This window comes from Streptomyces sp. NPDC002640 (genome assembly GCF_053592575.1).
This window is the reverse complement of the sequence record NZ_JBSFVZ010000028.1, coordinates 38,631-60,506: the sequence shown is the minus strand read 5'-3', so window position 1 is coordinate 60,506 and position 21,876 is coordinate 38,631. Positions and strand designations below refer to the sequence as shown.

The following is a 21,876-nucleotide window of genomic DNA, read 5'->3' as shown; positions in this document are numbered from 1 at the left end:
GGCAAGGTGAATTCCAGGGACGGACCGACGGGCCCTCCCTGGCGGGAGGGAACATGGCCGAGCCGGTCAGCGGCTGGATATGGAGCCAGAACCTGCTGCCCTTCCTCCAGTTGCTCTCCCACTACGTCGGCTACGCCTTCGACGGCACGGACTGGCGGACGGTGGCGGCGGGCATCGAGGACACCGACGACGAGCGCGCGGACGGCTGGTACGCCTACCCCCTGGTGGGAACCCGCGCCGAGGTGGAGGTGTCGCTGGCCCGCGCCGCCGGCGGCGACGTCCTGATGGTCACCGTCACCGGCCTCCCGAACCGCGAACTCCGCCTCCGGGCCGACACGTTGATCTCCGCCTTCGCGAGCGTGTGACGGGCCGGCACCGATACCGGAAACGGCGGGTGCCAGGTCCGGGCCCCTCGCGTGCTCGGCGATCCGACCGGTCGGTCCAGGTCGACCCCGCCACTAGGCTCGCGGCATGCTGACGATGGGCGAGGGGGCCGGCGACACGGACGCGCGGGTGGCGGTCGTCGCGGCGCGGGCCGGGGCGGTGGTGGTGCGCGAGATGTTCGGCGGTGCGCCGGAACGGTTCGACAAGGAAGGCGGGGACTTCGCCACCGCGGCGGACCTCGCCGCCGAGAAGGCCGTCCTGGACGTGCTGCGCGCCCTGCGGCCGGGCGACGCGGTGACCGGGGAGGAGAGCGGGGCGACCGGGGAGGCAGGGGCCCGCCGCCGGTGGCTGGTCGATCCGCTCTGCGGCACGCTCAACTACGCGGTGCACTCCATGCTGGTGGGCGTCAACGTCGCCCTGCGCGCCGGTGACCGCGTGGTGGCCGCCGCCACCGCGGACCCGTTCAGCGAGGAGGTGTACTGGACCGACGGCGACCGCGCCCGCCTCCTCGCCGGCAGCGGTGCCGAGACGGACCTGACCCCCTCGGCCGGGTCCGCCCTGGTCGACCTCAACCTCGACCCGCCGTTCCCGAACGCCCCCAGCTTCCTCGCCGCCCGCCTCCTGTCCGACCCCGCGTTCACCAGGCGCTTCCGGCCCCGCGTCGTCTCCACCACGCTGGCCGTCGCCTGGGTCGCGGCGGGCCGCCGCGCCGCCTACGTCACCGACGGCGACCTGCGCGACAGTGTGCACTTCCCCGCCGGAACCGCCCTCTGCGAGGCCGCGGGGTGCGTGGTCACCGGGCTCGACGGGCGGGCCCCGTACACCGGGCGCAACGGTCTGATCGCGGCGGCCGACCGGCAGACCCACGAGGCGCTGCTGGAGGCGGTCCGGGCGCAGACCGGGCGGTGACGGCGGAGCCGAGCATGACGGTGCTGTCCGTTCAGGCGGGCCACGGGTGGACGGGCGGACCTGGTGCTCGCCGCATACACCCCAGCTCTGCCTCGGGTGTCGCGGATCCGCCGGACGGAGGACGTCCGCCGAGGGCCCGCGCGCGAACGGTGACAGACTCGGTGTCCCGGACGGAGGGAGGCGCGGGTGGACTTCGAGGAGGTCGCCGACGAGCTCTACGGGGCGCGCCCCGACGCGTTCACCGGCCTGCGTGACGAGCGCGCGGCGCAGGCCCGCACGGAGGGCGACCGGAAGCTGGCCGCGAGCATCAAGGCCCTGCGGAAGCCGACCCTTTCCGCATGGGCCTGCAACCTGCTGGTCCGGGAGCGCCAGGAGGAGATCGAGCCGCTGCTCGCCCTGGGCGAGGCCCTGCGGCAGGCACACCTCGACCTGGACGGCGGATCGCTGCGCGAACTGTCCCGGCAGCAGAACCTTCTCGTCGCCGCACTCGCCCGGCAGGCCGTCGAGCTGACCGCGGCTGCTGGCCACCGGGTCGGGGAAGGAGCGCGGGAGGAGGTCGAGGGAACCCTCCGCGCCGTACTGGCCGACCCCGAGGCCGCCAGGGCCTGGGCGGAGGGACGGCTGGCGAAACCGCTCACCGCGGCCCCCGGCTTCGCCGCCGCACTGGGCGGCGCCGCCCCGCCCGACCTCCGGCTGGTGCCGCCGCCGGACCGGGCGGAGGGCCAAGAGCCGCCGTCACATGGACGCGCCGCCCCGCGCGGCGGGGCCCGCACGGCGGCGAAGGGCCGGCGCGCCCGCGGGGACGCGGCAGAGCAGGAACCCGGCGCCCGGGAGCGCGAAGCGGCCGAACGTGAGGCCGCCGAACGCGAGGCGGCACAACGCAGGGCTGCCGAGCGGGAGGCGGCCGAGCGGGAACGCCGTCGCGAACGGGAGGCCGCCCGGCGGGAGGCCGAGGAGGCCGCCCGTGCCCTCGCGGCGGCGGAGGAGGAGACCGCCGACGCCGACCGGGAGGCCCAGGAGGCGTCCGACCGCGTCGGGGACCTGAAACGACGCGTGACCGAACTGGAACAGGAACTGCGCGCCGCCCGCGCCGGGGCCCGCGCCGCCGAGGCGGAGCAGCGTGCCTCCCGCGACCGCGCCCGCGAGGCCGCCCGCCGCCTCGGGGAGACGCGCCGCAGGGCGGCGACCGCCGAGACCCGCGCCGAACGCCTCGCCGCCCGCGAGGCCTGACACGGCCCGGCCCCGCGCCGGCACACCGACCGCCCGCGCCACCCGCGACGCACCCCCGGTGCCCACCGACCGCGCCGATCCGCCCGCCCCGCGGCTCAGGCCGCCCCGAAGGCGGTGAACGCCCACCCGGTCGCCTGGTGCACCGCGTCCCCCGGCAGCGCCGCGCGGGCGTCCCGCAGCGCCTCGGCCAGGGAAAGACCGCAGGCCAGCGCCTTGTGCAGCGCCAGCATCAACGGCACCACCGCCGCGTCGTTCACCGGCGCGCTGCTCGCCACGACACCGGCCGTGCCCAGCGGCAGCAGCGCCGTGACCAGGCCCAGCAGCTCGTCGGAGCCGACCGGCGCCAGCCGGGCCGTGTCGCAGCTCGAGAGGATCAGCCGGTACGGGCTCCGCCGCAGCCGCTCGAAGTCGTGCACGATCAGCGGACCGTCGGCCAGCCGCAGCGAGGAGAACAGCGGGTTGTCGGCACGGAACACCCCGTGCGCGGCGATGTGCGCCAGCGACGCCCCGTCCAGGGCCCGCAACACCTCCCCGGCCCGTGCGCCGCCACCCTCGAGCAGCGTCAACCGCCCGTAGTGGTCCGCGAGTTCCGGCACCTCGGCACCGCCCGTCGCCAGCCCGGGCCCGCGCACCAGGACGTGCCGCCCCGCCACCGGCGCCGTGGTCTCCCGCGCACGCAGCCACGCACCCGCCGACGGGGACACGCTCACCACCCGCTCCCGCAGCGCCGGCAGCAGCGCCCACGGCACCCGGTGCAGCCGCCCCGGCGGAACCACCACCACCGGCCCCGGCCCGAGGGCCGACGCAGCGTCGCCCAGCAGCAGCTCCTCCAGCCGCCGCCCGGCCGCCTCCAGCAGCGGCAGCCGCGCCGCGCCGCCGGGATGGGCGAGCCGCCGCAGACCGGCCTGCACCATCTCGGCCTCCGCCACCGCACGCGACAGCAACCCGCCGGTGAACCGCCGCACCCGGCCACCCTCGCACAGCAGCACCCGCACCCGGTCGTCCAGCACCACCAGCTCGACCAGCTGCGCCCCGTCGCCGTCCAGCCGCCCCAGCAGCGCCACCGGGTCGAACCGCCGGCCGTCCCCCTCGCGCCCGCCCCGGGCCCGCAGGGTCCGCGCCCGGATGTCCCGCTCCAGCCGCCGCTGCTCACGCTCCAGCGCGGGCACCGGACGGCCGTCCCGGCGCGCCTCCTCGGCCCGCGACGCGATCTCACGGAACGACGCCAGCGCGCCCACCAGCTCCGGCTCCGCCGGAGGCCGGGCCACCGGCGCGGCCAGCGCCGCCGCCCGCCACCGCTCGCTCCACTCCAGCAACCGCCGCGACCCGCCCGAGGCCAGCGCCGCCTCCTGCGCCAACGCGGCCAGTTCGGCGCCCTGCTCGGTGACCCGGGCCCGCAGCTCGGGGGCGCCCAGCGTGGTGCGGTGCTCGTCCAGCACGTCCAGCCCACGCCGGCAGGCCTGGAGCACCCCGCGGCGCGAACCGGCCGCCCGCGCCCGCAGGGCCTGCGCCACCCAGCCCGTCACCCGGGCCTGCGGCGCCCCGCTCCGGCGGGCCCGGGCGGCGAGCGCGAGCTGCCGCTCGGCCTCCGCCGGCCGGTCCAGGGCCAGCGCGATCCGGCCCGCCAGCAGCGAGGCCTCCGGCGCCGACGGCGAACCGAAGGAGGCCAGCCGCTCCGCCAGGGCGGCGGTCTGGGCGACCATGCGGCCCGTACGCCGCCCGGCCGCGAACCGGGCCTCCGCCAGCACCAGACGCGCGTGCGCCTCCCACCACGGCCGCCGCTGCCGGGAGAACAGCCGCACCGCCGCGGCCGCCCGGTCCACCGCCGTCTCCGGGGCACCCGCCGGACCGGCGGCCCGCGCCGCCGCCAGCAGCAGCTCCGCCTTGCGGGTGCGCTGCCCGCCCACCCGGTCCAGGGCGGCGACCGCGGCGTCCGCCTCGGCCAGCGCCTCCGCCGCCAGACCGGCGGCCCGCAGCACCTCGCAGCGGCGGATGCTCAGCATGAACGTGGGGGTGCCCAGCGCCGTGTACCGCTCGGCCGCCTCGTCGAAGAGCCGCAGCGCCGCCGGGATGTCGCCGGCGCGGAACGCCGTCATCGCCCGCCACTCGACCACGTCCGCCTTGTCGTGGTCCTGGCCGGTCGTGCCCCACAGCCGCTCCGCCGCCGCGAAGTCCGCCGCCGCCCGGTCCACCGCGCCCAGCGCCAGGTGGACCGTCGCCCGCAGGGTCAGCGACCGCGCCACCCAGATCACGTCCTCGGCCTGCCGCAGCACCGGCACGGCCCGCCGCACGTCGTCCAGCGCCGCACGGTGACGGCCCAGCACCCAGAACGAGTACGCCCTGCGGTACAGCACCCGCGCCCGGGTGTGCGCCGAACCCCGGCGCACCCCCCGCTCGAACGCCGCCAGCCCCTGCCGGGTCCGGCCCGCGTGCACCAGCGCCACCCCGAGGGTGGCCAGCACGTCGGCCTCCCGGTCCTCGGACCCGGCCCGCGCCGCCAGGTCCCGGGCACGCCGCAGATGGCGCAGCGCCACGTCCAGATCACCGAAGTCCCGCTGCCAGATGCCGATCACCTGGTGGGCCACCGACGCGTCCTCGGGCGCCGGACCGGACTCGAGGAGCCGCTCCGCCCTGCGCAGGGCCACGGCCGGACTGGCGAAGACCATCGGCAGCAGTTCGAGGACGGTTCCGCTTCCCGCTGTCACCCGACGCATCGTAGTGGCCCTGGCCAGGGCATTCACCCGGTGCGATGTGAAGGCGGTGTATCAGAATGGGTGAGGCAGACTCTCCCTGACGACACGGCAGTCGACTCGACACCGAAGTCACCGAGACATCAGCAGTCCACGGGGGAGGAAACCCTATGCCGGCACGGCGGTTCAGCGAGCAGTGCGAGCAGGTCCGACGTTCCATGCCCGACGTGCCACTGGCCGTGGACGAGCGGGCCGGGTACCTCTACGAGCGCGGGCACCTGCTGGTGCGCGACGGGGAGGACGCGCGCCTGGTCGCCGACACCGTGCGCGGCGGTCTCGCGGACATACCCGGTGCCGCCCGCCGCGAACGGATAGGCCTCGCCGGACCCGGCAACCGCTCCGGCGTGGTGCGGATCCGGGTCGCCGAACCGACCGCCGCCGCCGAGGACGCCGACCCCGCCGTCGCCGGGGCGCTGCGCGCGGTCCGCGCCGTCGAGGCCCGCGCCGGACGCCGGCTGGCCTCCCGCAACCACGTCATCTCCGTGACCCCCAACGCCTGCCCGGGCGACGAGCCGGTCCCGGCCGAGCCGGGCGAGGCGCCCAACCCCGCCCCCGCGGCCGCCGTCCACCACCCCGGCCCGGCCGTCGGCGTGCTCGTGGTGGACACCGGCCTCACCAGCGACCACGCCCGCTGCGCCCAACTCGGCGGCGTCCACGGCGACCTGGAGAAGTCCGAGCGGGACTCCGAGGGCCTGCTGCGGCAGTACGCCGGACACGGCACCTTCATCGCGGGCGTCCTGGCCGCCGTCGCCCCGCACACCGACATCACCGTCACCAACGCCCTCAACGACGCCGGGGCCGTCCTGGAGTCCGAGTTCGGCGACCTCCTCCTCGACGCCGCCGAACAGGCTGGCTGGCCCGCCCTGATCAGCCTCTCCGCCGGCACCTCCACCGCCGACGACGCGGGACTCATCGGGCTCGAGCGCTTCATGGCCGAACTGCTCGACCACCCCGGCACCCTGCTGGTCGCCGCGGCCGGCAACAACGGCAACGACATCCCGTTCTTCCCCGCCGCCTACGCGGCCAAGGGCAAGTACGCCAAGGCGGTGCTTTCCGTCGGAGCCCTGCGCGGCGACGGCGAGGGCCCCGCCTGCTTCAGCAACCACGGCCCCTGGGTGGACGTCTACGCCCCCGGCGAGCGCCTCACCGGCCCCCTCACCGGCTTCGACACCCCCGTCCCGTACGTCTACCAGCACTCCAGCTACGACGAGTGCCGGCACGGCGGCGACTACTCCTGCACCTGCCGCCACCCCGTCCGTCACGGCGTGCTCAGCGCCGACGGCGACGAGTCCCCGGGGGAGCCGGAGCGCGTCGAGTTCACCGGCTACGCCCGCTGGAGCGGCACCTCCTTCGCCACCCCGGTGGCCGCCGCCATGATCGCCGCGCACATGGCCGCCCACAAGGAGACCGACCCGCGCCGCGCCCGCCGCGACCTGCTCGGCCAGCTCAGAAGCACCGCCGCCGTCCGCGGCACCAAGGCGCCCGTGCTGCGCCCGCCCACCTGGCGTCCCGTCGAGTCCCCCGCGGACCAGGCATGACGGCCGCTGCCTTGATCCACTTCCGTACGGCGTACCATGACGTGCCGTACACGAGGGGTGGGGGAGTGGAACGAGCGACAGTCGCCGCGTTGGTGAAGTCCGCGGTCGAGGGCGACCAGGACGCCTGGCGAGGACTGGTGGACGGGCTGAGCCCGCTGGTGTGGTCCGTGGTCCGGGGGCACCGGCTCTCCGAGGCCGACGCCCACGAGGTCTACCAGATCGCCTGGTTCCGGTTCGCCCAGCACCTGGGACGGATCCGGGAGCCGGAGAAGGCGGGCTCCTGGCTCGCCGCCACCGCGCGGCACGAATGCCTGAAGGTGCTGCGGTCCATGCGCCGCTGGACGCCCACCGACGACCCGCAGGTGCTGGACCGGCCCTGCGACAGCTGCTCGCCCGAGCAGAAGGTGCTGGACTCCGAGGCGGAGGCCGAACAGGCCGACCGGCACCGGACGGTGTGGGAGGAGTTCGACGCGCTCGGCGACCGCTGCCGGCAGTTGCTGCGCCTGATCATCGCCCAGCCGCCGCCCAGCTACCGCGAGGTGTCGGCGTCGCTGGGGATCGCGGTGGGGTCCATCGGACCGATTCGACAGAGGTGCCTGCGCAGACTGCGCAAGCGCCTGAGCGACCGGGGGGTTCTGTGAACGGCGAGACCACCTTCGACGAGGCCGACGAGCCCTTCGACGAGGCCCAACTGGCGGAGGTGGAGGCCCTCCTGAGGGAGGCGGCCCTGGTCTGCGACCCGGTGCCGTACGCGCTGCGGGACGCGGCGCTGGCCGCCTTCGCCCTCCACGACCTGGACGCCCGGCTCGCCGAGCTCACCTTCGACTCGCTGCTCGACGCCGCGCCGGTGCGCGGCGCCGAGGACGGCCCGCGGATGCTCACCTTCGCGGCCGGCGACCTCACCGTGGACGTCGAGGTCGGCGAGGACGGACTGCTCGGCCAGCTCCTGCCGCCCCGCGAGGCGGCCGTCGAGGTCCTCACCCGGCCCTCCCCGGAGGCGGCCGCGTCCTGCGCGGCGGACGAGACCGGCGGGTTCTCCTGCCCGGTCGAGGTCACCGGCCCGTTCGCCCTCAGGGTGCGGACCGGCGACGAGGTCGTCGTCACCGAGTGGCTGCGGGTCTGACCGCGACCCCCGGGGCCGCGGCCGGGCGGCCCGGCCCCGGGGCGCCGGCCGTCACCAGGCGACCGGCAGCGCCTTCGGCCCGCGGATCATCGTGCGCCGCCGCCACGGCACCTGCTCCGCCGGCACCGCGAGCCTGAGCTCCGGCAGCCGCTCCAGCAGGGTGGTGACCAGCAGGTCGGTCTGCAGCCGGGCCAGGACGGCGCCCGTGCAGAAGTGCGGGCCGTTGCCGAAGGCCAGATGCGGATTGGGGTCCCGGGTCAGGTCGATCCCGTCCGGGTCCGGGAAGATCTCCGGGTCGCGGTTGGCCGCCAGGTACGAGACGTATACCGGCTCGCCGGCGGCGATCGTCCGGCCCGCCAGCTCCACGTCCTCCAGCGCGATCCGCGCCAGCCCCACGGTGCTGCGGTGCGAGATCCAGCGCAGCAGCTCCTCCAGGGCGGCGTCCCGCCGGGCCGGGCGGTCCAGCACGCCCCGCAGATGGGCCATCAGCTCCGGGCGGGTGAGCAGCAGGAACAGCATCTGGCCGCAGTTGTGGGTCACCGCCTCGCCGCCGATCTGCAGCGGACCGGCCACCCCGATCGCCTCCTCCTCGGAGAGCTCGCCCCGGCCGACGGCCGCGCCCAGCATCGCCAGCACGCCGCCCCGCGCGCCGTCCCCGGCGTCCGCCGCGTCCGCCGCGTCCCCGGCGTCCGTCGCGTCCGCGCGCCCGGCCCGGATCCGTTCCGTGATCCACCCGTAGAGCCCGGCCTTGGCGCGCTCGGCGGCCTCGGCGCCGCCCGAGGTGGAGATGATCTGCCGGGTCCAGGCGTGCACCCGCTCACGGTCCGCCTCCGGGACCCCCATCACCTCGCTCACCAGGGCCAGCGGGAACGGCTCCAGCACCGTGGCGATCAGATCGGCGGGCGGTCCCTGCGCGACCAGCCCGTCCACCAGCGGGCCGAGCAGCTCCTGGGCGCGGGGGCGCAGCCGCTTCATCGCCCCGACGGTGAACGCGCCCGCGAAGGCGCGGCGCAGCCGGTTGTGGTCGGGCTGGTCGGCGAAGGCCAGGGAGCCGGGCCGCGGCTTGAAGTGCGGCGCGAGGCGGGTGACCTGGCGGCGCGTCACCTCGGCCCGCCCGAAACGGGGGTCGTTGGTGACGGCGCGGACGTCCTCGTAACGGGTGGCCAGCCAGGCCCAGCCCTCGCCGTGCGGCAGCCGGATCCTGGTCAGCGGGGCCTCGCGCATCAGCTCCGCCAGCAGCGGGTCGAAGCCGGGGCCGTCGATCTCGGGCGGCACCCAGTCCCGGACGGGCGGCGGCGGGGTCGGGGCGGTGATCTCCTGGGTCATGGCACCACCCTGGGCCGGTCGGGGGCCGGTGTCGCGTCCGGTTGCTCCGTGCGGCCCCACAAGGACCCGCCCGGGCCACCCCGCGGCGAAACGGGCACCGCCCCGCCCGGTGTCCGGGCGGGGCGGTGCGACGCTGCGAGCCGATCAGGCGTTCAGGGACGCCAGCGCCTCGTTCCAGGTGGCGGAGGGACGCATGACGGCGGCGGCCTTCTCCGGGTCGGGCTGGTAGTAGCCGCCGATCTCGGCCGGCTGCCCCTGCACCGCGTTCAGCTCCTCGACGATCTTCGCCTCGTCGGCGGAGAGCTTCTTGGCCAGCGGCGCGAAGGCGGCGGCCAGCTCGGCGTCGTCCTTCTGCGCGGCCAGCTCCTGCGCCCAGTACAGGGACAGGTAGAAGTGCGAGCCGCGGTTGTCGATGCCGCCGACACGACGGGTCGGGGACTTGTCCTCGTTGAGGAAGGTCGCCGTGGCGCGGTCGAGGGCGTCGGCCAGGACCTTGGCCTTGGCGTTGCCGGTGACCTCGGCGAACTGCTCGAGGGAGGGGACCAGGGCGAAGAACTCGCCGAGCGAGTCCCAGCGCAGGTAGTTCTCCTTGACCAGCTGCTGGACGTGCTTGGGGGCCGAACCGCCCGCGCCCGTCTCGAAGAGGCCGCCGCCCGCCATCAGCGGGACGACCGACAGCATCTTGGCGCTGGTGCCCAGCTCCAGGATCGGGAACAGGTCGGTGAGGTAGTCGCGCAGCACGTTGCCGGTGACCGAGATGGTGTTCAGGCCCTTGCGGATGCGCTCCAGGGAGAACTTGGTCGCCTCGACCGGCGCCATGATCTCGATCTGCAGGCCCTCGGTGTCGTGCTCCGGCAGGTACGCCTCGACCTTCTCGATCAGCTTGGCGTCGTGGGCGCGCTCGGCGTCCAGCCAGAACACGGCCGGGTCGCCGGTGGCGCGGGCGCGGGTGACGGCCAGCTTGACCCAGTCGCGGATCGGGTCGTCCTTGGTCTGGCAGGCGCGGAAGATGTCGCCCGGCTCGACCGGCTGCTCCAGGACGACGTCGCCCTTGGCGTCGACCAGGCGGACCGTGCCCGCCTCGGCGATCTCGAAGGTCTTGTCGTGGGAGCCGTACTCCTCCGCCTTCTGCGCCATCAGGCCGACGTTCGGGACGGAACCCATGGTCGACGGGTCGAAGGCGCCGTTGGCGCGGCAGTCGTCGATGACGGCCTGGTAGACGCCGGAGTAGCTGGAGTCCGGCAGGACGGCCAGCGTGTCGGCCTCCTGGCCGTCCGGGCCCCACATGTGGCCGGAGGTGCGGATCATGGCCGGCATCGACGCGTCGACGATGACGTCGGACGGGACGTGCAGGTTGGTGATGCCCTTGTCGGAGTCGACCATCGCCAGGGCCGGGCCCTCGGCGAGCTCCGCGTCGAAGGACGCCTTGATCGCGTCACCCTCGGGGAGGGACTCCAGGCCCTTCCAGATGCCGCCCAGACCGTCGTTGGGAGAGAGACCGGCGGCGGCCAGCTTCTCGCCGTACTCGGCGAAGGTCTTCGGGAAGAAGGCGCGGACCACGTGGCCGAAGACGATGGGGTCGGAGACCTTCATCATCGTCGCCTTGAGGTGCACGGAGAAGAGGACGCCCTCCTCCTTGGCGCGGGCGACCTGCGCGGTCAGGAACTCGCGCAGGGCGGCGGCGCGCATCACGGAGGCGTCGACGACCTCGTCCTTCAGGACCGGCACCGACTCGCGCAGCACCTTGGTCTCGCCGGAGGCGGTGACCAGCTCGATGCGCAGCGAGCCCTCCTCCGCGATCACGGCGGACTTCTCGGTGGAGCGGAAGTCGTTCTCGCCCATGGTGGCGACGTCGGTCTTCGAGTCGGAGGACCAGGCGCCCATGCGGTGCGGGTGGTTCTTGGCGTAGTTCTTCACCGAGGCGGGGGCACGGCGGTCGGAGTTGCCCTCGCGCAGGACCGGGTTGACCGCGGAGCCCTTGACCTTGTCGTAACGGGCGCGGACCTCGCGCTCCTCGTCGGTCTTCGGGTCGTCCGGGTAGTTCGGCAGCGCGTAGCCCTGCGCCTGCAGCTCCGCCACGGCGGCCTTCAGCTGCGGGATCGACGCCGAGATGTTCGGCAGCTTGATGATGTTGGCCTCGGGCTTCTTGGCCAGCTCGCCGAGCTCCGCCAGGGCGTCCGGGATGCGCTGGTCCTCCGTGAGGTACTCCGGGAACACGGCGAGGATCCGGCCCGCCAGGGAGATGTCACGGGTCTCCACCGGGACACCGGCCTGGGCCGCGTACGCCCGGACGACCGGCAGGAACGAGTACGTCGCCAGCGCCGGCGCCTCGTCGGTGTGCGTATAGATGATGGTCGAGTCAGTCACCGGGTGCTCCGCTCCACGTCTGCAACATTGCTCGACATCAAGATATCTCGTGATCGCGGTGGCGCGACCCCCGGCCCGCCCCTTCCGGACACGGAGGGCCGCGCGGACGCGCGGACGGCCGCGCACCCCGGTTCCCCCGGGGCCGCGGCCGTCCGTCCCGCGCCCGCTCAGCCCGGCAGGCCCGGCGCCGCCTGGGCCGCCCGCTGGTGCGGCATCGCCGGGTCCTGCTGCCGCACGGTGACGTCGTGGATCGGCGGGGGCACGCTGATGCCCTCCGCCCGGAACCGGCGGTGCAGGCGCTTGATGAACTCGTGCTTGATCCGGTACTGGTCGCTGAACTCGCCCACGCCCAGGATGACCGTGAAGCCGATCCGCGAGTCCGCGAAGGTGTGGAAGCGGATCGCCGGCTCGTGCTCCGGCACCGCGCCCTCGACCTCCTTCATCACCTCGGTGACGACCTCGGCGGTCACCCGCTCCACGTGCTCCAGGTCGCTGTCGTAGCCGACGCCCGCCTGGACCATGATCGTCATGTCCTCGCCGGGACGGCTGAAGTTGGTCATGTTGGTCCCGGCGAGCTTCCCGTTGGGGATGATCACGAGGTTCTGCGACAGGTTGCGGATGGTGGTCTGCCGCCAGTTGATGTCGACGACGTACCCCTCCTCGCCGCTGGTCAGCCGGATGTAGTCACCGGTGCGGACGGTCTTCGAGGCGAGGATGTGGATGCCGGCGAACAGGTTGGCCAGCGTGTCCTGCAGCGCCAGGGCCACCGCCAGACCGCCGACCCCCAGGGCGGTCAGCAGCGGGGCGATGGAGATGCCGAGCGACTGGAGGATCACCAGGAACCCCAGCGCCACCACCGACACCCGGGTGATGTTGGCGAAGATCGAGGCCGAGGAGGCCACCCCGGACCGCGCCTGGGTGATCGTGCCGATCATGCCGCCGACCCCGCGGGCCACGGTCAGCGTCACCACGGTGATCATGACGACCGTCAGGGACCGGCCGACCGTCCGGTCCACCGCGGCGGTCAGCGGCAGCAGGGCCGAGGCCGTCGCCAGACCGCCGAGCACGGCCGCCCACGGCACCACCGTGCGCAGCATGCCCACGATCACGTCGTCGCCCTGCCAGCGGGTGCGTTCCGCGTGCCGGCCGAGCCAGCGCATCAGCGTCCGCGCGAGGAAGGCCAGCACCAGGCCGGCGCCCACCGCGACGCCCGCGCGGATCAGGTCCTGCAGCTCCAGCGCTCGGTTCACCGGGCGCCTCCGGAGCTCGCCGTCGGACGGAGGGGGAGTCTCGTCACCTTGTCACCTGTTCGGTTCTTCGGGGGATCTGCCGCTCACCGCCCGGACAGGCGTGCGATCCGGGCGGGCGGACACATCCTGCCCCACCCGGCCGACGCACCGTCATCCGGCCCGCGCCGCACCGGCCTTGACGGCCCGGCCCGACGCCCGCGACGGCCCGACGCCCACCATGCCGCAGGAACCGGGCCGCGACGGCGTTGACCTCCAGTGAACTTGAGGTTCTACGGTTCCCGGCATGAGTATGGAGACCACCGCCTGGACGCAGCTCCACAGCCTGGTGAACGCCGACGACCAGGTCCGCCGCCCCCTGGCGCGCGCCACGCTCCGCCGCGTCGCCGCCTTCGCCCGCCCGCACCGCCGCCGGATCGCGCTGTTCCTCGCCCTGGGGGTGGTCACCGCCCTGCTCGCGGTGGCGGCCCCCGTCCTCGCCGGGCGGGTGGTCGACGCCGTCGTCTCCGGCGGCGACGAGGGCCGGGTGGTGCGGCTGGCCCTGCTGATCGCGCTGATCGCCGTGGCCGAGGCGGTGGTCGGCGTCGTCGCCCGCAGGCTCTCCGCCACCCTCGGCGAAGGCCTCATCCTGGACCTCAGGACGGCCGTCTTCGACCACGTCCAGCGGATGCCGGTCGCCTTCTTCACCCGCACCCGCACCGGAGCGCTGGTCAGCCGCCTCAACAACGACGTCATCGGCGCCCAGCGCGCCTTCAGCAACACCCTCTCCGGCGTGGTCAGCAACCTGGTCACCCTCGTGCTCACCCTCGTCGTGATGCTCACCCTGTCCTGGCGGATCACCCTGCTCGCCCTGGTGCTGCTGCCGGTTTTCGTGGTTCCCGCGCGCCGGATGGGCTCGATGATGGCCCGCCTCCAGCGGGAGGCCGCCCACCACAACGCCGCCATGGGCACCCGGATGACCGAACGCTTCTCCGCCCCCGGCGCCACCCTGGTCAAGCTCTTCGGCCGCCCCGAGGAGGAGTCCGCCGAGTTCGCCGAACGCGCCCGGCGGGTCCGCGACATCGGCATCCGCACCGCCACCGCCCAGTCGGTCTTCATGACCGCCCTCACCCTGGTCTCCGCCCTGGCGCTCGCCCTCGTCTACGGCCTCGGCGGCTGGTTCGCGCTCCGCGGCAGCCTCGAACCCGGCGCCGTGGTGGCCCTCGCCCTGCTGCTCACCCGGCTCTACGCCCCGCTCACCTCGCTGGCCGGCGCCCGCGTCGAGGTGATGACCGCGCTGGTCAGCTTCGAGCGGGTCTTCGAGGTCCTCGACCTCGAGCCGCTGGTCCGCGAACGCCCGGACGCCCGCGACCTGCCCGACGGCCCGCTCTCCGTGGAGTTCGACGACGTGCGGTTCGCCTACCCGTCCGCCGACAAGGTCTCGCTGGCCTCCCTGGAGGAGGTCGCCGCCCTCGACACCCGCGGCGGCGCGGAGGTCCTGCACGGCATCTCCTTCCGCGCCGAGCCCGGGCAGACCGTCGCCCTGGTGGGCTCCTCCGGCGCCGGCAAGTCCACCGTCGCCCAGCTGCTCCCGCGCCTGTACGACGTCGACTCCGGCACGGTCCGCGTCGGCGGCGTCGACGTCCGCGAGGTGGGCGCGGCCTCGCTGCGCGGGGCGGTCGGCATGGTCACCCAGGACGGGCACCTCTTCCACGACACGGTCCGGGCCAACCTGCTGCTCGCCCGCCCCGGGGCCGGCGAGGACGAGCTGTGGGACGTGCTGCGCCGCGCGCGCCTCGAGGAGCTGGTCCGGTCCCTGCCGGACGGCCTGGACACGGTGGTGGGGGAGCGCGGCTACCGGCTCTCCGGCGGCGAACGCCAGCGGATGACCATCGCCCGGCTGCTCCTGGCCCGCCAGCGGGTCGTCCTGCTCGACGAGGCCACCGCCCACCTCGACAACCCCTCCGAGGCCGCCGTCCAGGAGGCGCTCGCCGAGGCGCTCGAGGGCCGGACCGCGCTGGTCGTCGCCCACCGGCTCTCCACGATCCGAGGCGCGGACCTGATCCTGGTCGTGGAGGCCGGCCGCGTGGTGGAGCGCGGCACCCACGACGAGCTGCTCGCCCTCGGCGGCCGCTACGCCGAACTGCACCGGGCGCGTACCGGAGCGGTGCCGGAGGCGGTGGCCTGACCGGGCGCGGTCCCGCCGGCCCGAACACGGGCGGACCCGTTTTCCGCGGCCGGTACCCCGTCGGGGTGAGTGAGACCGCCCGGAGCGGGCAGGCGTGGAACAGGTCCAGAAGCCGGCGCGGCGCCGCCGGAGCCGACCGGATGGGAGACGAAGCCATGACCGAGCCGTTCCCGGAGCCCGGCCCGACCCCCGCGCCGGGGCCCGGACCGGACCCGTTCCCGGATCCCGTGCCCGAGCCCGGCCCCAACCCGGTCCCGAGTCCGGAACCCCCCGGCCCGCCCCCGCCCGGACCGACGCCGCCGGGTCCTACCCCGCCGGCCCCCGGGCCCGTGCCGCCGGAGCCCTCGCCGTCGCCGATCCCGCGGCCGCCGGGTCCGGAGCCCGTGCCCGACCCGGAACCCGGGCCGCCGCGCTCCGGCGACCCGGCGCTGTGAGCTGAACCTCAGGGGCGTCCGACGCTTTCGCGCCAGACGCCCCGCACCGCGTTCACCCCGGCATATTCGTCCGGCGATATCCGTCAACTGCGGGTTTACCGGCTTCCTGTCGCGCGCAGCCGTCCGAATTCCTGCTTGTGACCCTCTGTCACTGCGCTTACGTTCTGTGTCTCCTGACCTGTGTCGAGGAGGCACCAATGGCCGCACGCGGTCGGCACCGCCGGTACCAGCCCAACAGACTCAACCGCGCATCGCTCACCGTCACCGCCAGTGGCGCGGGCATCGCGCTTCCGCTGGTGGGGACCGGCACCGCCGAGGCGGCCGAGGCCTCCACCTGGGACCGGGTCGCCGCCTGCGAGGCGAGCGGCGACTGGGACATCAACACCGGCAACGGCTACTACGGCGGGCTCCAGTTCAGCCAGGCGACCTGGGAGGGCTTCGGCGGCCGCGTCTACGCGCCCCGCGCCGACCAGGCCTCCCGCGAGGAGCAGATCGCCGTCGCCGAGAAGGTCCTCGACGTCCAGGGACCCGGCGCCTGGCCGGTCTGCTCGGGTCGCGCCGGCCTCACCCGCGGCGGCCCCGCGCCCGACCTGGGCGACGGCTCCGGCGGCGCCGCCGCGAAGGCCTCGGACCGCAAGGCCCCCGGCAGCGGGACCGGCGGCAAGGCGGCGGCACGGACGGGGACGAAGGACAGCGGCAAGGACGTCCGGCCGCAGACCACGCCGCAGTCCCGCGCCGGGCAGACCGACCTGTACACCGTGGTCCGCGGCGACTCCCTCTCCGCCATCGCGGACACCCGTGACGTGGACGGCGGGTGGCAGTCCCTCTACGCGGTCAACCGCTCCACGGTGGGCTCCGACCCCGACCTGATCATGCCCGGCCAGCGCCTGCGGATGCCCGACGGCTCGACCCCCCCCGCCCCGCGGCCCGACTCGTCCGCGAAGGAGAAGTCCCGCGGCCAGGACAAGGCCGACGGACAGAAGAAGACGGAGAAGGCCGAGAAGGCCGAGAAGAGCGAGAAGGCCGCGAAGGCCGGCGGCGGCGAGGCCGGGAAGAAGGCCGAGCAGCGCAAGACGCAGCCGAAGAAGACCGAATCCCGGAAGAACGAGGAACGCACCGCGGACCGGCGCGGGAACGACTCCCGTCCCGCCGCGACCCGCACCCGGGTCGCCCCGGTGAACGCCGCCCTCGGCACGGCCTACCGCAAGCACGGCTCCTCCTGGTCGAAGGGCTACCACACCGGCATCGACTTCCCCGTGCCCACCGGCACCGCCGTGAAGTCGATCGGCGCCGGACAGGTCGTCACGGCCGGCTGGGGCGGGTCGTTCGGCTACCAGGTGGTCGTCCGTCACCAGGACGGGCGGTACTCGCAGTACGCCCACCTGTCGGCGATCTCCGTGAAGGCGGGGCAGTCGGTCACCGCGGGACAGCGGCTCGGGCGCTCCGGCTCCACCGGCAACAGCTCCGGCCCGCACCTGCACTTCGAGGTCCGCACGGGCCCCGGCTTCGGCAGCGACATCGATCCGGTTGCCTACCTGCGGGCCGGCGGCGTCGCCATGTGAGCGTCCTTCCCCTCCCGGTCGTCGTGCCCGGCGCCGTCCCGGTCGTGGTCCGGGGTCCCCTGTGCCGGCACCGCCGCGGCGTGGGCGCGCCCCGCGGACAGCAGGGCCAGCCCCGCCACCGCGACCAGGCCGCAGCCCACCGCCAGGACGGCCCCTAGGGCTCCCATGCGGAACGACTCGCCGAACAGCACCAGGCCCACCACCGTGGCGGCCACCGGGTTGACCACGGTCAGCGTCGCCAGCGGCGCGTGCAGTCCGCCCACGTGGTACGCGGACTGGGACAGCACCAGGCCCGCCGCCGACAGGGCCAGCACCGCCCCGACCGAGGGCAGGCCGGCCAGGACGAAACCGTCCGACTGGTCGGCGGCCACCGCCTTGGTGAAGACCGAGGCCAGGCCGTGGGCGACGCCCGCCCCGGTGGCCAGCACGGCGGCCCTCACCGCGTCGGGCGTGCGCGGCATGCGGGACACCGCAAGCAGCAGCGCCAGCACGCCCGCCGTCACCGCGAGCAGCGCGATCCGCTCCCCGCCCGAGGGCGTCCGGGTGCCCGAGCCGGAGACCAGCGCCAGCAGTCCCGCCAGCCCGGCCGTGGCCAGCAGCGCCCCCCGCCAGGCGTTCCGGTCGCCGGCCGCGCGGCCCACGAACAGGGCCGCCATCGGCAGCGCGAACACGATGGTCAGCGCCCCCATCGGCTGCACCACGCTGAGCGGCCCCAGCGCCAGCGCCGCCACGTGCAGCGCCGCCCCCAGGCCGTTGAGCAGCACCGCCGACCACCACACCGGGTCGCCCAGCGGGACGGAAGCGCCCCGGACCGACGCCACCCGCTCCTGGACGATCGCCCCGCCGGCGTACGCCACGGCGGACACGAGCGACAGGACGACGGACCACATCAGGGCGCTCATCGGCGGCACTCCGGCACGCGCTCATCTCGCACGGAACTCACGATGCCGGTCACGCCCTCTTTCGTCGTCGTTCCGGAGGCGTCCTTCCGTCCTTCACGGATCCTCCTGACGGTGGAGTACCCGGAAAGGCGCGATCCTCCCCCGGACGGGTGACACGGGCCTCCTCAGGGGGCAGGCTTAGCAGGTCGGGGCAGGGGGCACTCGGTTCAGGACCAAGGGGGCGGGTGAACCGGTGAGAGGAGCGGCGATGCGTCGTGGTGGGCCTTCCGTACTCGGCATTGTGCTGGCGGGCGGTGAGGGAAAGCGGCTGATGCCGCTGACGGCGGACCGCGCGAAGCCTGCCGTCACCTTCGGCGGTACCTACCGGCTCGTCGACTTCGTGCTGTCCAACCTGGTCAACGGGGACATCCGGCACATCGCCGTGCTGACCCAGTACAAGTCGCACTCGCTGGACCGCCACATCACCACCACCTGGCGGATGTCCAGCCTGCTCGGCAACTACGTCACCCCGGTGCCCGCCCAGCAGCGGCTCGGCAAGCAGTGGTACCTGGGCAGCGCCGACGCGATCCACCAGTCGCTCAACCTGATCCGCGACGAGCAGCCCGACTACGTGGCCGTCTTCGGCGCCGACCACGTCTACCGCATGGACCCCCGCGAGATGCTGCGCCAGCACATCGAGAGCGGGGCCGGGGCCACCGTCGCCGGCATCCGGGTACCGCGGTCGGAGTCCTCGCAGTTCGGCGTGATCACGCCGGCCGCCGACGGCCGGACCGTGGAGCGCTTCCTGGAGAAGCCGGCCGACCCGCCGGGGCTCGCCGACGACCCCGACATGATCCTCGCCTCCATGGGCAACTACATCTTCACCACCGACGTGCTGGTGGAGGCCCTGCACCGGGACGCCGAGAACGACGACTCCGACCACGACATGGGCGGCGACATCCTGCCCATGCTCACCGAGAGCGGCGACGCCGCCGTCTACGACTTCAGCACCAACCACGTCCCCGGCGAGACCAAGCGCGACCAGGGCTACTGGCGTGACGTCGGCACCATCGACGCCTACTACGACGCCCACATGGACCTGCTCGCCGACCGGCCGGTGTTCAACCTCTACAACCGCGACTGGCCGATCTACACCCACCACCCGATGCTCTCCCCGGCACGCTTCAACGCCGGGGGCAACGCGACCGAGTCCATCGTGAGCGCCGGCTGCCTGATCCGCGGGCAGGTCACCCGCTCCGTGCTCTCCCCGGGCGTGGTGATCGAGCAGGACGCCGTGGTGCAGAACTCCGTGCTCCACGACAAGGTCCGGGTCGGCCGCGGCGCCGTCGTGCGCAACGCCATCCTGGACAAGAACATCGACGTCCCGCCCGGGGCCACCATCGGCGTCAACCCCGAACGCGACGCCGAGCTGTACACCGTCTCCGACAACGGCGTCGTCGTCCTCGGCAAGGCGCAGCCCGTCCCGGCCCCCATGTGAGACGTGACGCCCGGGCCGCCGTTCATTTGGCGGAGCCTCCCGGGCGTCAGTATCCTCCCCACCTGGTGGGACAGAACCGGACGGCGATCCGCGACACGGCTCCCACCGCTTTTCATGTGGGAGCCGCGCGGTCACTCGATCGAGCTACGCGGCTGGGCGAGTGACACGAGGAACACAGCGGCGATGACGGTGACGGACGACGGCCAGGGCACTGCCACGCGCGCCCAGGAGACGAACGGCCCCGCGCGGATCCCCGCGCAGGGCGAGGCGCGGACGCCGGAGCGGGACACGCTCCGGGCGGAGGACGCCGGGCGGGGCGCCGCCGAGGCCGGGGAGACCGAGGGCACCGGGGAGACCGGCGAGTGGGGCCCCGGCATCGACCCCGAGCGCCTGGCGGTCTGCCTGAGCGTCCTGGAGGAGCTCGACCGGATCGAGCTCGACCACCCCGACGCCGTCCAGGTGCGGCGCGCCACCTCGCACATCTACCGGACGGTCAAGCAGCGCCGCCGCCAGGAACGCCGCGCCGCCAAGACCGCGCACGACCGCGCCGTCACCGAGGCCACCGCCACCGGCTCCGCCCAGCGCATCGACGACGAGACGGCGGGCATCCTGCCGTCCTCCTCCGTGGACGACGGCCGCCGGATCGCCGGCATACTCCAGCGCCCGCGCTCCTGCTACACCTGCAAAGGCCGGTACGTCGAGGTCGACTACTTCTACCACCAGCTCTGCCCGGACTGCGCCGACGAGAACCGGGCCCGCCGCGACGCCCGCACCGACCTGACCGGCCGGCGGGCGCTGCTCACCGGCGGCCGCGCCAAGATCGGCATGTACATCGCGCTGCGCCTGCTGCGCGACGGCGCCCACACCACCATCACCACCCGCTTCCCCAACGACGCCATCCGCCGCTTCAAGGCGATGCCGGACAGCGACGAGTGGATCGACCGGCTCGACATCGTCGGCATCGACCTGCGCGACCCCGCCCAGGTCGTCGCGCTGGCCGACTCGGTGACCGCGCAGGGGCACCTCGACATCCTGATCAACAACGCCGCCCAGACGGTGCGCCGTTCCCCGCAGGCCTACAGCGAACTGGTCGCCGCCGAGTCCGCGCCGCTGCCCCAGGGCGAGCTGCCGTCCGCCCGGGTGATCGGCGCGTTCGGCTCCGGTGCCGTCGCCGCGCTGCCGGTGGCCGGCGGCGGGGCCGTCAGCGCCCAGGAGGTCACCGACCTCGCGCTGGTCTCCGGCTCCGCCTCCCTGGAGCGGATCGCGGCCGGCACCGCCATCGACGCCGGCGGACTCGTCCCCGACCTGCACGACACCAACAGCTGGGTGCAGTCCGTCGAGCAGGTCACCCCGGTGGAGCTGCTGGAGGTCCAGCTCTGCAACTCCACCGCCCCGTTCATCCTCATCAGCCGGCTGCGCCAGGCGATGTCCGCCTCGCCGAACCGGCGCACGTACATCGTCAACGTGTCGGCGATGGAAGGGGTCTTCGGGCGCGGGTACAAGGGCGCCGGCCACCCCCACACCAACATGGCCAAGGCCGCGCTCAACATGCTGACGCGCACCAGCGCCGAGGAGATGTTCGAGAAGGACCGCATCCTGATGACGGCGGTCGACACCGGCTGGATCACCGACGAGCGCCCGCACCCGGACAAGGTGCGTCTCGCCGAGGCGGGGTTCCACGCCCCGCTGGACCTGGTCGACGGTGCGGCCCGGGTCTACGACCCCATCGTGCGCGGCGAGGCCGGCGAGGACCTGTACGGGGTGTTCCTGAAGGACTACGCGCCCGGCAAGTGGTGACTCGGTGACTCGGTGACCGTGCGGACGGGGCGACCCGTGCGGATGCGGTGACCCCGGGCGGGGTGTCCGCCCGGGCGTGGTGACCGGGGCGTGGTGACCGGGGCGTCGTGAGACGGTAACGCAAAGTTTTCGGCGCTATCGAGCGGGAGCCCGCTCATTTGGTTACTCTGGGGTGGACGGAGAGCGTGGCGGGCCGTACCGGCCCCTCACCGCCGTCGCCGGACAAGCCGGACACACCGGCCTGCCCACATCGAGGTACCGGCGCCACCGCGCCCGAAAGGCCTCCCGACCGACCCGCACCCGGGAGGCGCCCGGGCGTCGAGCACCACCACGACGCCGCGCCTCGAGGGTGACCCAACATGAGGAGTGCGCGGTGACACCGGAGAAGACGACGTCCATGACGGCGATCGCGAGCGAGGCGCCCGCCGGCCGGAGCGCGGCCGACGGCGACGGACCACTCGGCAGCCTGGAGGTGTGGGCGCGTTCCGCCCCCATCAGGCTCGCCGGCTACGAGGACGACCTCGCCGAACCGCACATCCTGCCCAGCGTCGACTGACGCGTCGCCGACGGCGACCGGCGGTCCGGGCGCGCGCAGGCGCGGCACGGCACGCGACGACGGCGGGGCGGCGGGGGGGCCTGGGCGCCCGACACGCCGCCCCCGTA

At 74.5% G+C, this 21,876-nt stretch carries 16 protein-coding genes; 11 read left to right on the top strand and 5 right to left on the bottom strand.

What is annotated here, in order from left to right; all coding sequences use genetic code 11:
• Nucleotides 1–53 precede the first annotated feature (53 nt).
• The 3 genes from ACWD3O_RS29235 to ACWD3O_RS29225 all read left to right on the top strand — a co-directional run bounded on the left by ACWD3O_RS29235 (nucleotide 54) and on the right by ACWD3O_RS29225 (nucleotide 2,523).
• Nucleotides 54–365, top strand: coding sequence for a hypothetical protein (locus ACWD3O_RS29235; protein WP_451417983.1), 312 nt, complete (start codon nucleotides 54–56; stop codon nucleotides 363–365).
• Between the two features lie 106 nt (nucleotides 366–471).
• Nucleotides 472–1,293 carry an inositol monophosphatase family protein gene (locus ACWD3O_RS29230; RefSeq protein WP_451417982.1) on the top strand — a complete coding sequence of 274 codons (822 nt, stop codon included), beginning with the start codon at nucleotides 472–474 and terminating at the stop codon, nucleotides 1,291–1,293.
• Between the two features lie 186 nt (nucleotides 1,294–1,479).
• Nucleotides 1,480–2,523, top strand: a complete 1,044-nt coding sequence (locus ACWD3O_RS29225) for a hypothetical protein (protein ID WP_451417981.1) — start codon at nucleotides 1,480–1,482, stop codon at nucleotides 2,521–2,523.
• A gap of 95 nt (nucleotides 2,524–2,618) precedes the next feature.
• Here ACWD3O_RS29225 and ACWD3O_RS29220 read toward each other — a convergent pair whose 3' ends face one another.
• Nucleotides 2,619–5,237 (bottom strand): CHAT domain-containing protein, encoded by a 2,619-nt coding sequence (locus ACWD3O_RS29220; protein ID WP_451417980.1) that lies wholly within the window; start codon nucleotides 5,235–5,237, stop codon nucleotides 2,619–2,621.
• A gap of 146 nt (nucleotides 5,238–5,383) precedes the next feature.
• Between ACWD3O_RS29220 and ACWD3O_RS29215 the strand changes: the two genes are divergently transcribed.
• From ACWD3O_RS29215 to ACWD3O_RS29205, 3 genes are all read left to right on the top strand, one after another.
• Entirely contained in the window at nucleotides 5,384–6,811 is a 1,428-nt protein-coding gene (locus ACWD3O_RS29215; RefSeq protein WP_451417979.1) for a S8/S53 family peptidase, read from the top strand.
• 65 nt (nucleotides 6,812–6,876) lie between these two features.
• Entirely contained in the window at nucleotides 6,877–7,452 is a 576-nt protein-coding gene (locus tag ACWD3O_RS29210) for an RNA polymerase sigma factor (RefSeq protein ID WP_451417978.1), read from the top strand.
• The gene (locus ACWD3O_RS29205) at nucleotides 7,449–7,934 is read left to right on the top strand and encodes a hypothetical protein (RefSeq protein WP_451417977.1); all 486 of its coding nucleotides are present in this window, start codon (nucleotides 7,449–7,451) and stop codon (nucleotides 7,932–7,934) included. Before ACWD3O_RS29210 ends, ACWD3O_RS29205 begins: the two co-directional genes overlap by 4 nt.
• Before the next feature lie 51 nt (nucleotides 7,935–7,985).
• Here ACWD3O_RS29205 and ACWD3O_RS29200 read toward each other — a convergent pair whose 3' ends face one another.
• The 3 genes from ACWD3O_RS29200 to ACWD3O_RS29190 all read right to left on the bottom strand — a co-directional run bounded on the left by ACWD3O_RS29200 (nucleotide 7,986) and on the right by ACWD3O_RS29190 (nucleotide 12,877).
• Nucleotides 7,986–9,260 carry a cytochrome P450 gene (locus ACWD3O_RS29200; RefSeq protein ID WP_451417976.1) on the bottom strand — a complete coding sequence of 425 codons (1,275 nt, stop codon included), beginning with the start codon at nucleotides 9,258–9,260 and terminating at the stop codon, nucleotides 7,986–7,988.
• Nucleotides 9,261–9,404: 144 nt separating this feature from the next.
• Nucleotides 9,405–11,627, bottom strand: coding sequence for an NADP-dependent isocitrate dehydrogenase (locus ACWD3O_RS29195; RefSeq protein ID WP_451417975.1), 2,223 nt, complete (start codon nucleotides 11,625–11,627; stop codon nucleotides 9,405–9,407).
• 167 nt (nucleotides 11,628–11,794) lie between these two features.
• Nucleotides 11,795–12,877, bottom strand: a complete 1,083-nt coding sequence (locus ACWD3O_RS29190) for a mechanosensitive ion channel family protein (RefSeq protein ID WP_451414292.1) — start codon at nucleotides 12,875–12,877, stop codon at nucleotides 11,795–11,797.
• A gap of 283 nt (nucleotides 12,878–13,160) precedes the next feature.
• Between ACWD3O_RS29190 and ACWD3O_RS29185 the strand changes: the two genes are divergently transcribed.
• Together ACWD3O_RS29185 and ACWD3O_RS29180 are read left to right on the top strand one after the other, a co-directional pair.
• Nucleotides 13,161–15,041 (top strand): ABC transporter ATP-binding protein, encoded by a 1,881-nt coding sequence (locus tag ACWD3O_RS29185; RefSeq protein ID WP_451417974.1) that lies wholly within the window; start codon nucleotides 13,161–13,163, stop codon nucleotides 15,039–15,041.
• Between the two features lie 631 nt (nucleotides 15,042–15,672).
• Nucleotides 15,673–17,037 (top strand): transglycosylase family protein, encoded by a 1,365-nt coding sequence (locus ACWD3O_RS29180; RefSeq protein ID WP_451417973.1) that lies wholly within the window; start codon nucleotides 15,673–15,675, stop codon nucleotides 17,035–17,037.
• Here the strand turns inward: ACWD3O_RS29180 and ACWD3O_RS29175 are convergent.
• Nucleotides 17,007–17,939, bottom strand: coding sequence for a DMT family transporter (locus tag ACWD3O_RS29175; protein ID WP_451417972.1), 933 nt, complete (start codon nucleotides 17,937–17,939; stop codon nucleotides 17,007–17,009). The genes ACWD3O_RS29180 and ACWD3O_RS29175 overlap by 31 nt on opposite strands.
• A 247-nt stretch (nucleotides 17,940–18,186) precedes the next feature.
• On the opposite strand from ACWD3O_RS29175, the gene glgC reads away from it, so the two are divergent.
• The 3 genes from glgC (at nucleotide 18,187) to ACWD3O_RS29160 (ending at nucleotide 21,769) form a co-directional block, all read left to right on the top strand.
• A complete protein-coding gene (glgC, locus tag ACWD3O_RS29170) occupies nucleotides 18,187–19,416 on the top strand; it encodes a glucose-1-phosphate adenylyltransferase (protein ID WP_451414296.1) in 1,230 nt (409 codons plus the stop codon).
• A gap of 183 nt (nucleotides 19,417–19,599) precedes the next feature.
• Nucleotides 19,600–21,213 (top strand): SDR family NAD(P)-dependent oxidoreductase, encoded by a 1,614-nt coding sequence (locus tag ACWD3O_RS29165; protein WP_451417971.1) that lies wholly within the window; start codon nucleotides 19,600–19,602, stop codon nucleotides 21,211–21,213.
• 373 nt (nucleotides 21,214–21,586) lie between these two features.
• Nucleotides 21,587–21,769, top strand: a complete 183-nt coding sequence (locus tag ACWD3O_RS29160; protein ID WP_356133014.1) for a hypothetical protein — start codon at nucleotides 21,587–21,589, stop codon at nucleotides 21,767–21,769.
• Nucleotides 21,770–21,876: the final 107 nt, after the last annotated feature.

Coding starts and splice junctions, on each gene's coding strand:
- glgC (WP_451414296.1), top strand. CDS start 18,187: ATGCGTCGTGGTGGGCCTTCCGTACTCGGCATTGTGCTGGCGGGCGGT.
- ACWD3O_RS29235 (WP_451417983.1), top strand. CDS start 54: ATGGCCGAGCCGGTCAGCGGCTGGATATGGAGCCAGAACCTGCTGCCC.
- ACWD3O_RS29220 (WP_451417980.1), bottom strand. CDS start 5,237: ATGCGTCGGGTGACAGCGGGAAGCGGAACCGTCCTCGAACTGCTGCCG.
- ACWD3O_RS29165 (WP_451417971.1), top strand. CDS start 19,600: ATGACGGTGACGGACGACGGCCAGGGCACTGCCACGCGCGCCCAGGAG.
- ACWD3O_RS29180 (WP_451417973.1), top strand. CDS start 15,673: ATGGCCGCACGCGGTCGGCACCGCCGGTACCAGCCCAACAGACTCAAC.
- ACWD3O_RS29185 (WP_451417974.1), top strand. CDS start 13,161: ATGAGTATGGAGACCACCGCCTGGACGCAGCTCCACAGCCTGGTGAAC.
- ACWD3O_RS29215 (WP_451417979.1), top strand. CDS start 5,384: ATGCCGGCACGGCGGTTCAGCGAGCAGTGCGAGCAGGTCCGACGTTCC.
- ACWD3O_RS29175 (WP_451417972.1), bottom strand. CDS start 17,939: ATGAGCGCCCTGATGTGGTCCGTCGTCCTGTCGCTCGTGTCCGCCGTG.
- ACWD3O_RS29230 (WP_451417982.1), top strand. CDS start 472: ATGCTGACGATGGGCGAGGGGGCCGGCGACACGGACGCGCGGGTGGCG.
- ACWD3O_RS29200 (WP_451417976.1), bottom strand. CDS start 9,260: ATGACCCAGGAGATCACCGCCCCGACCCCGCCGCCGCCCGTCCGGGAC.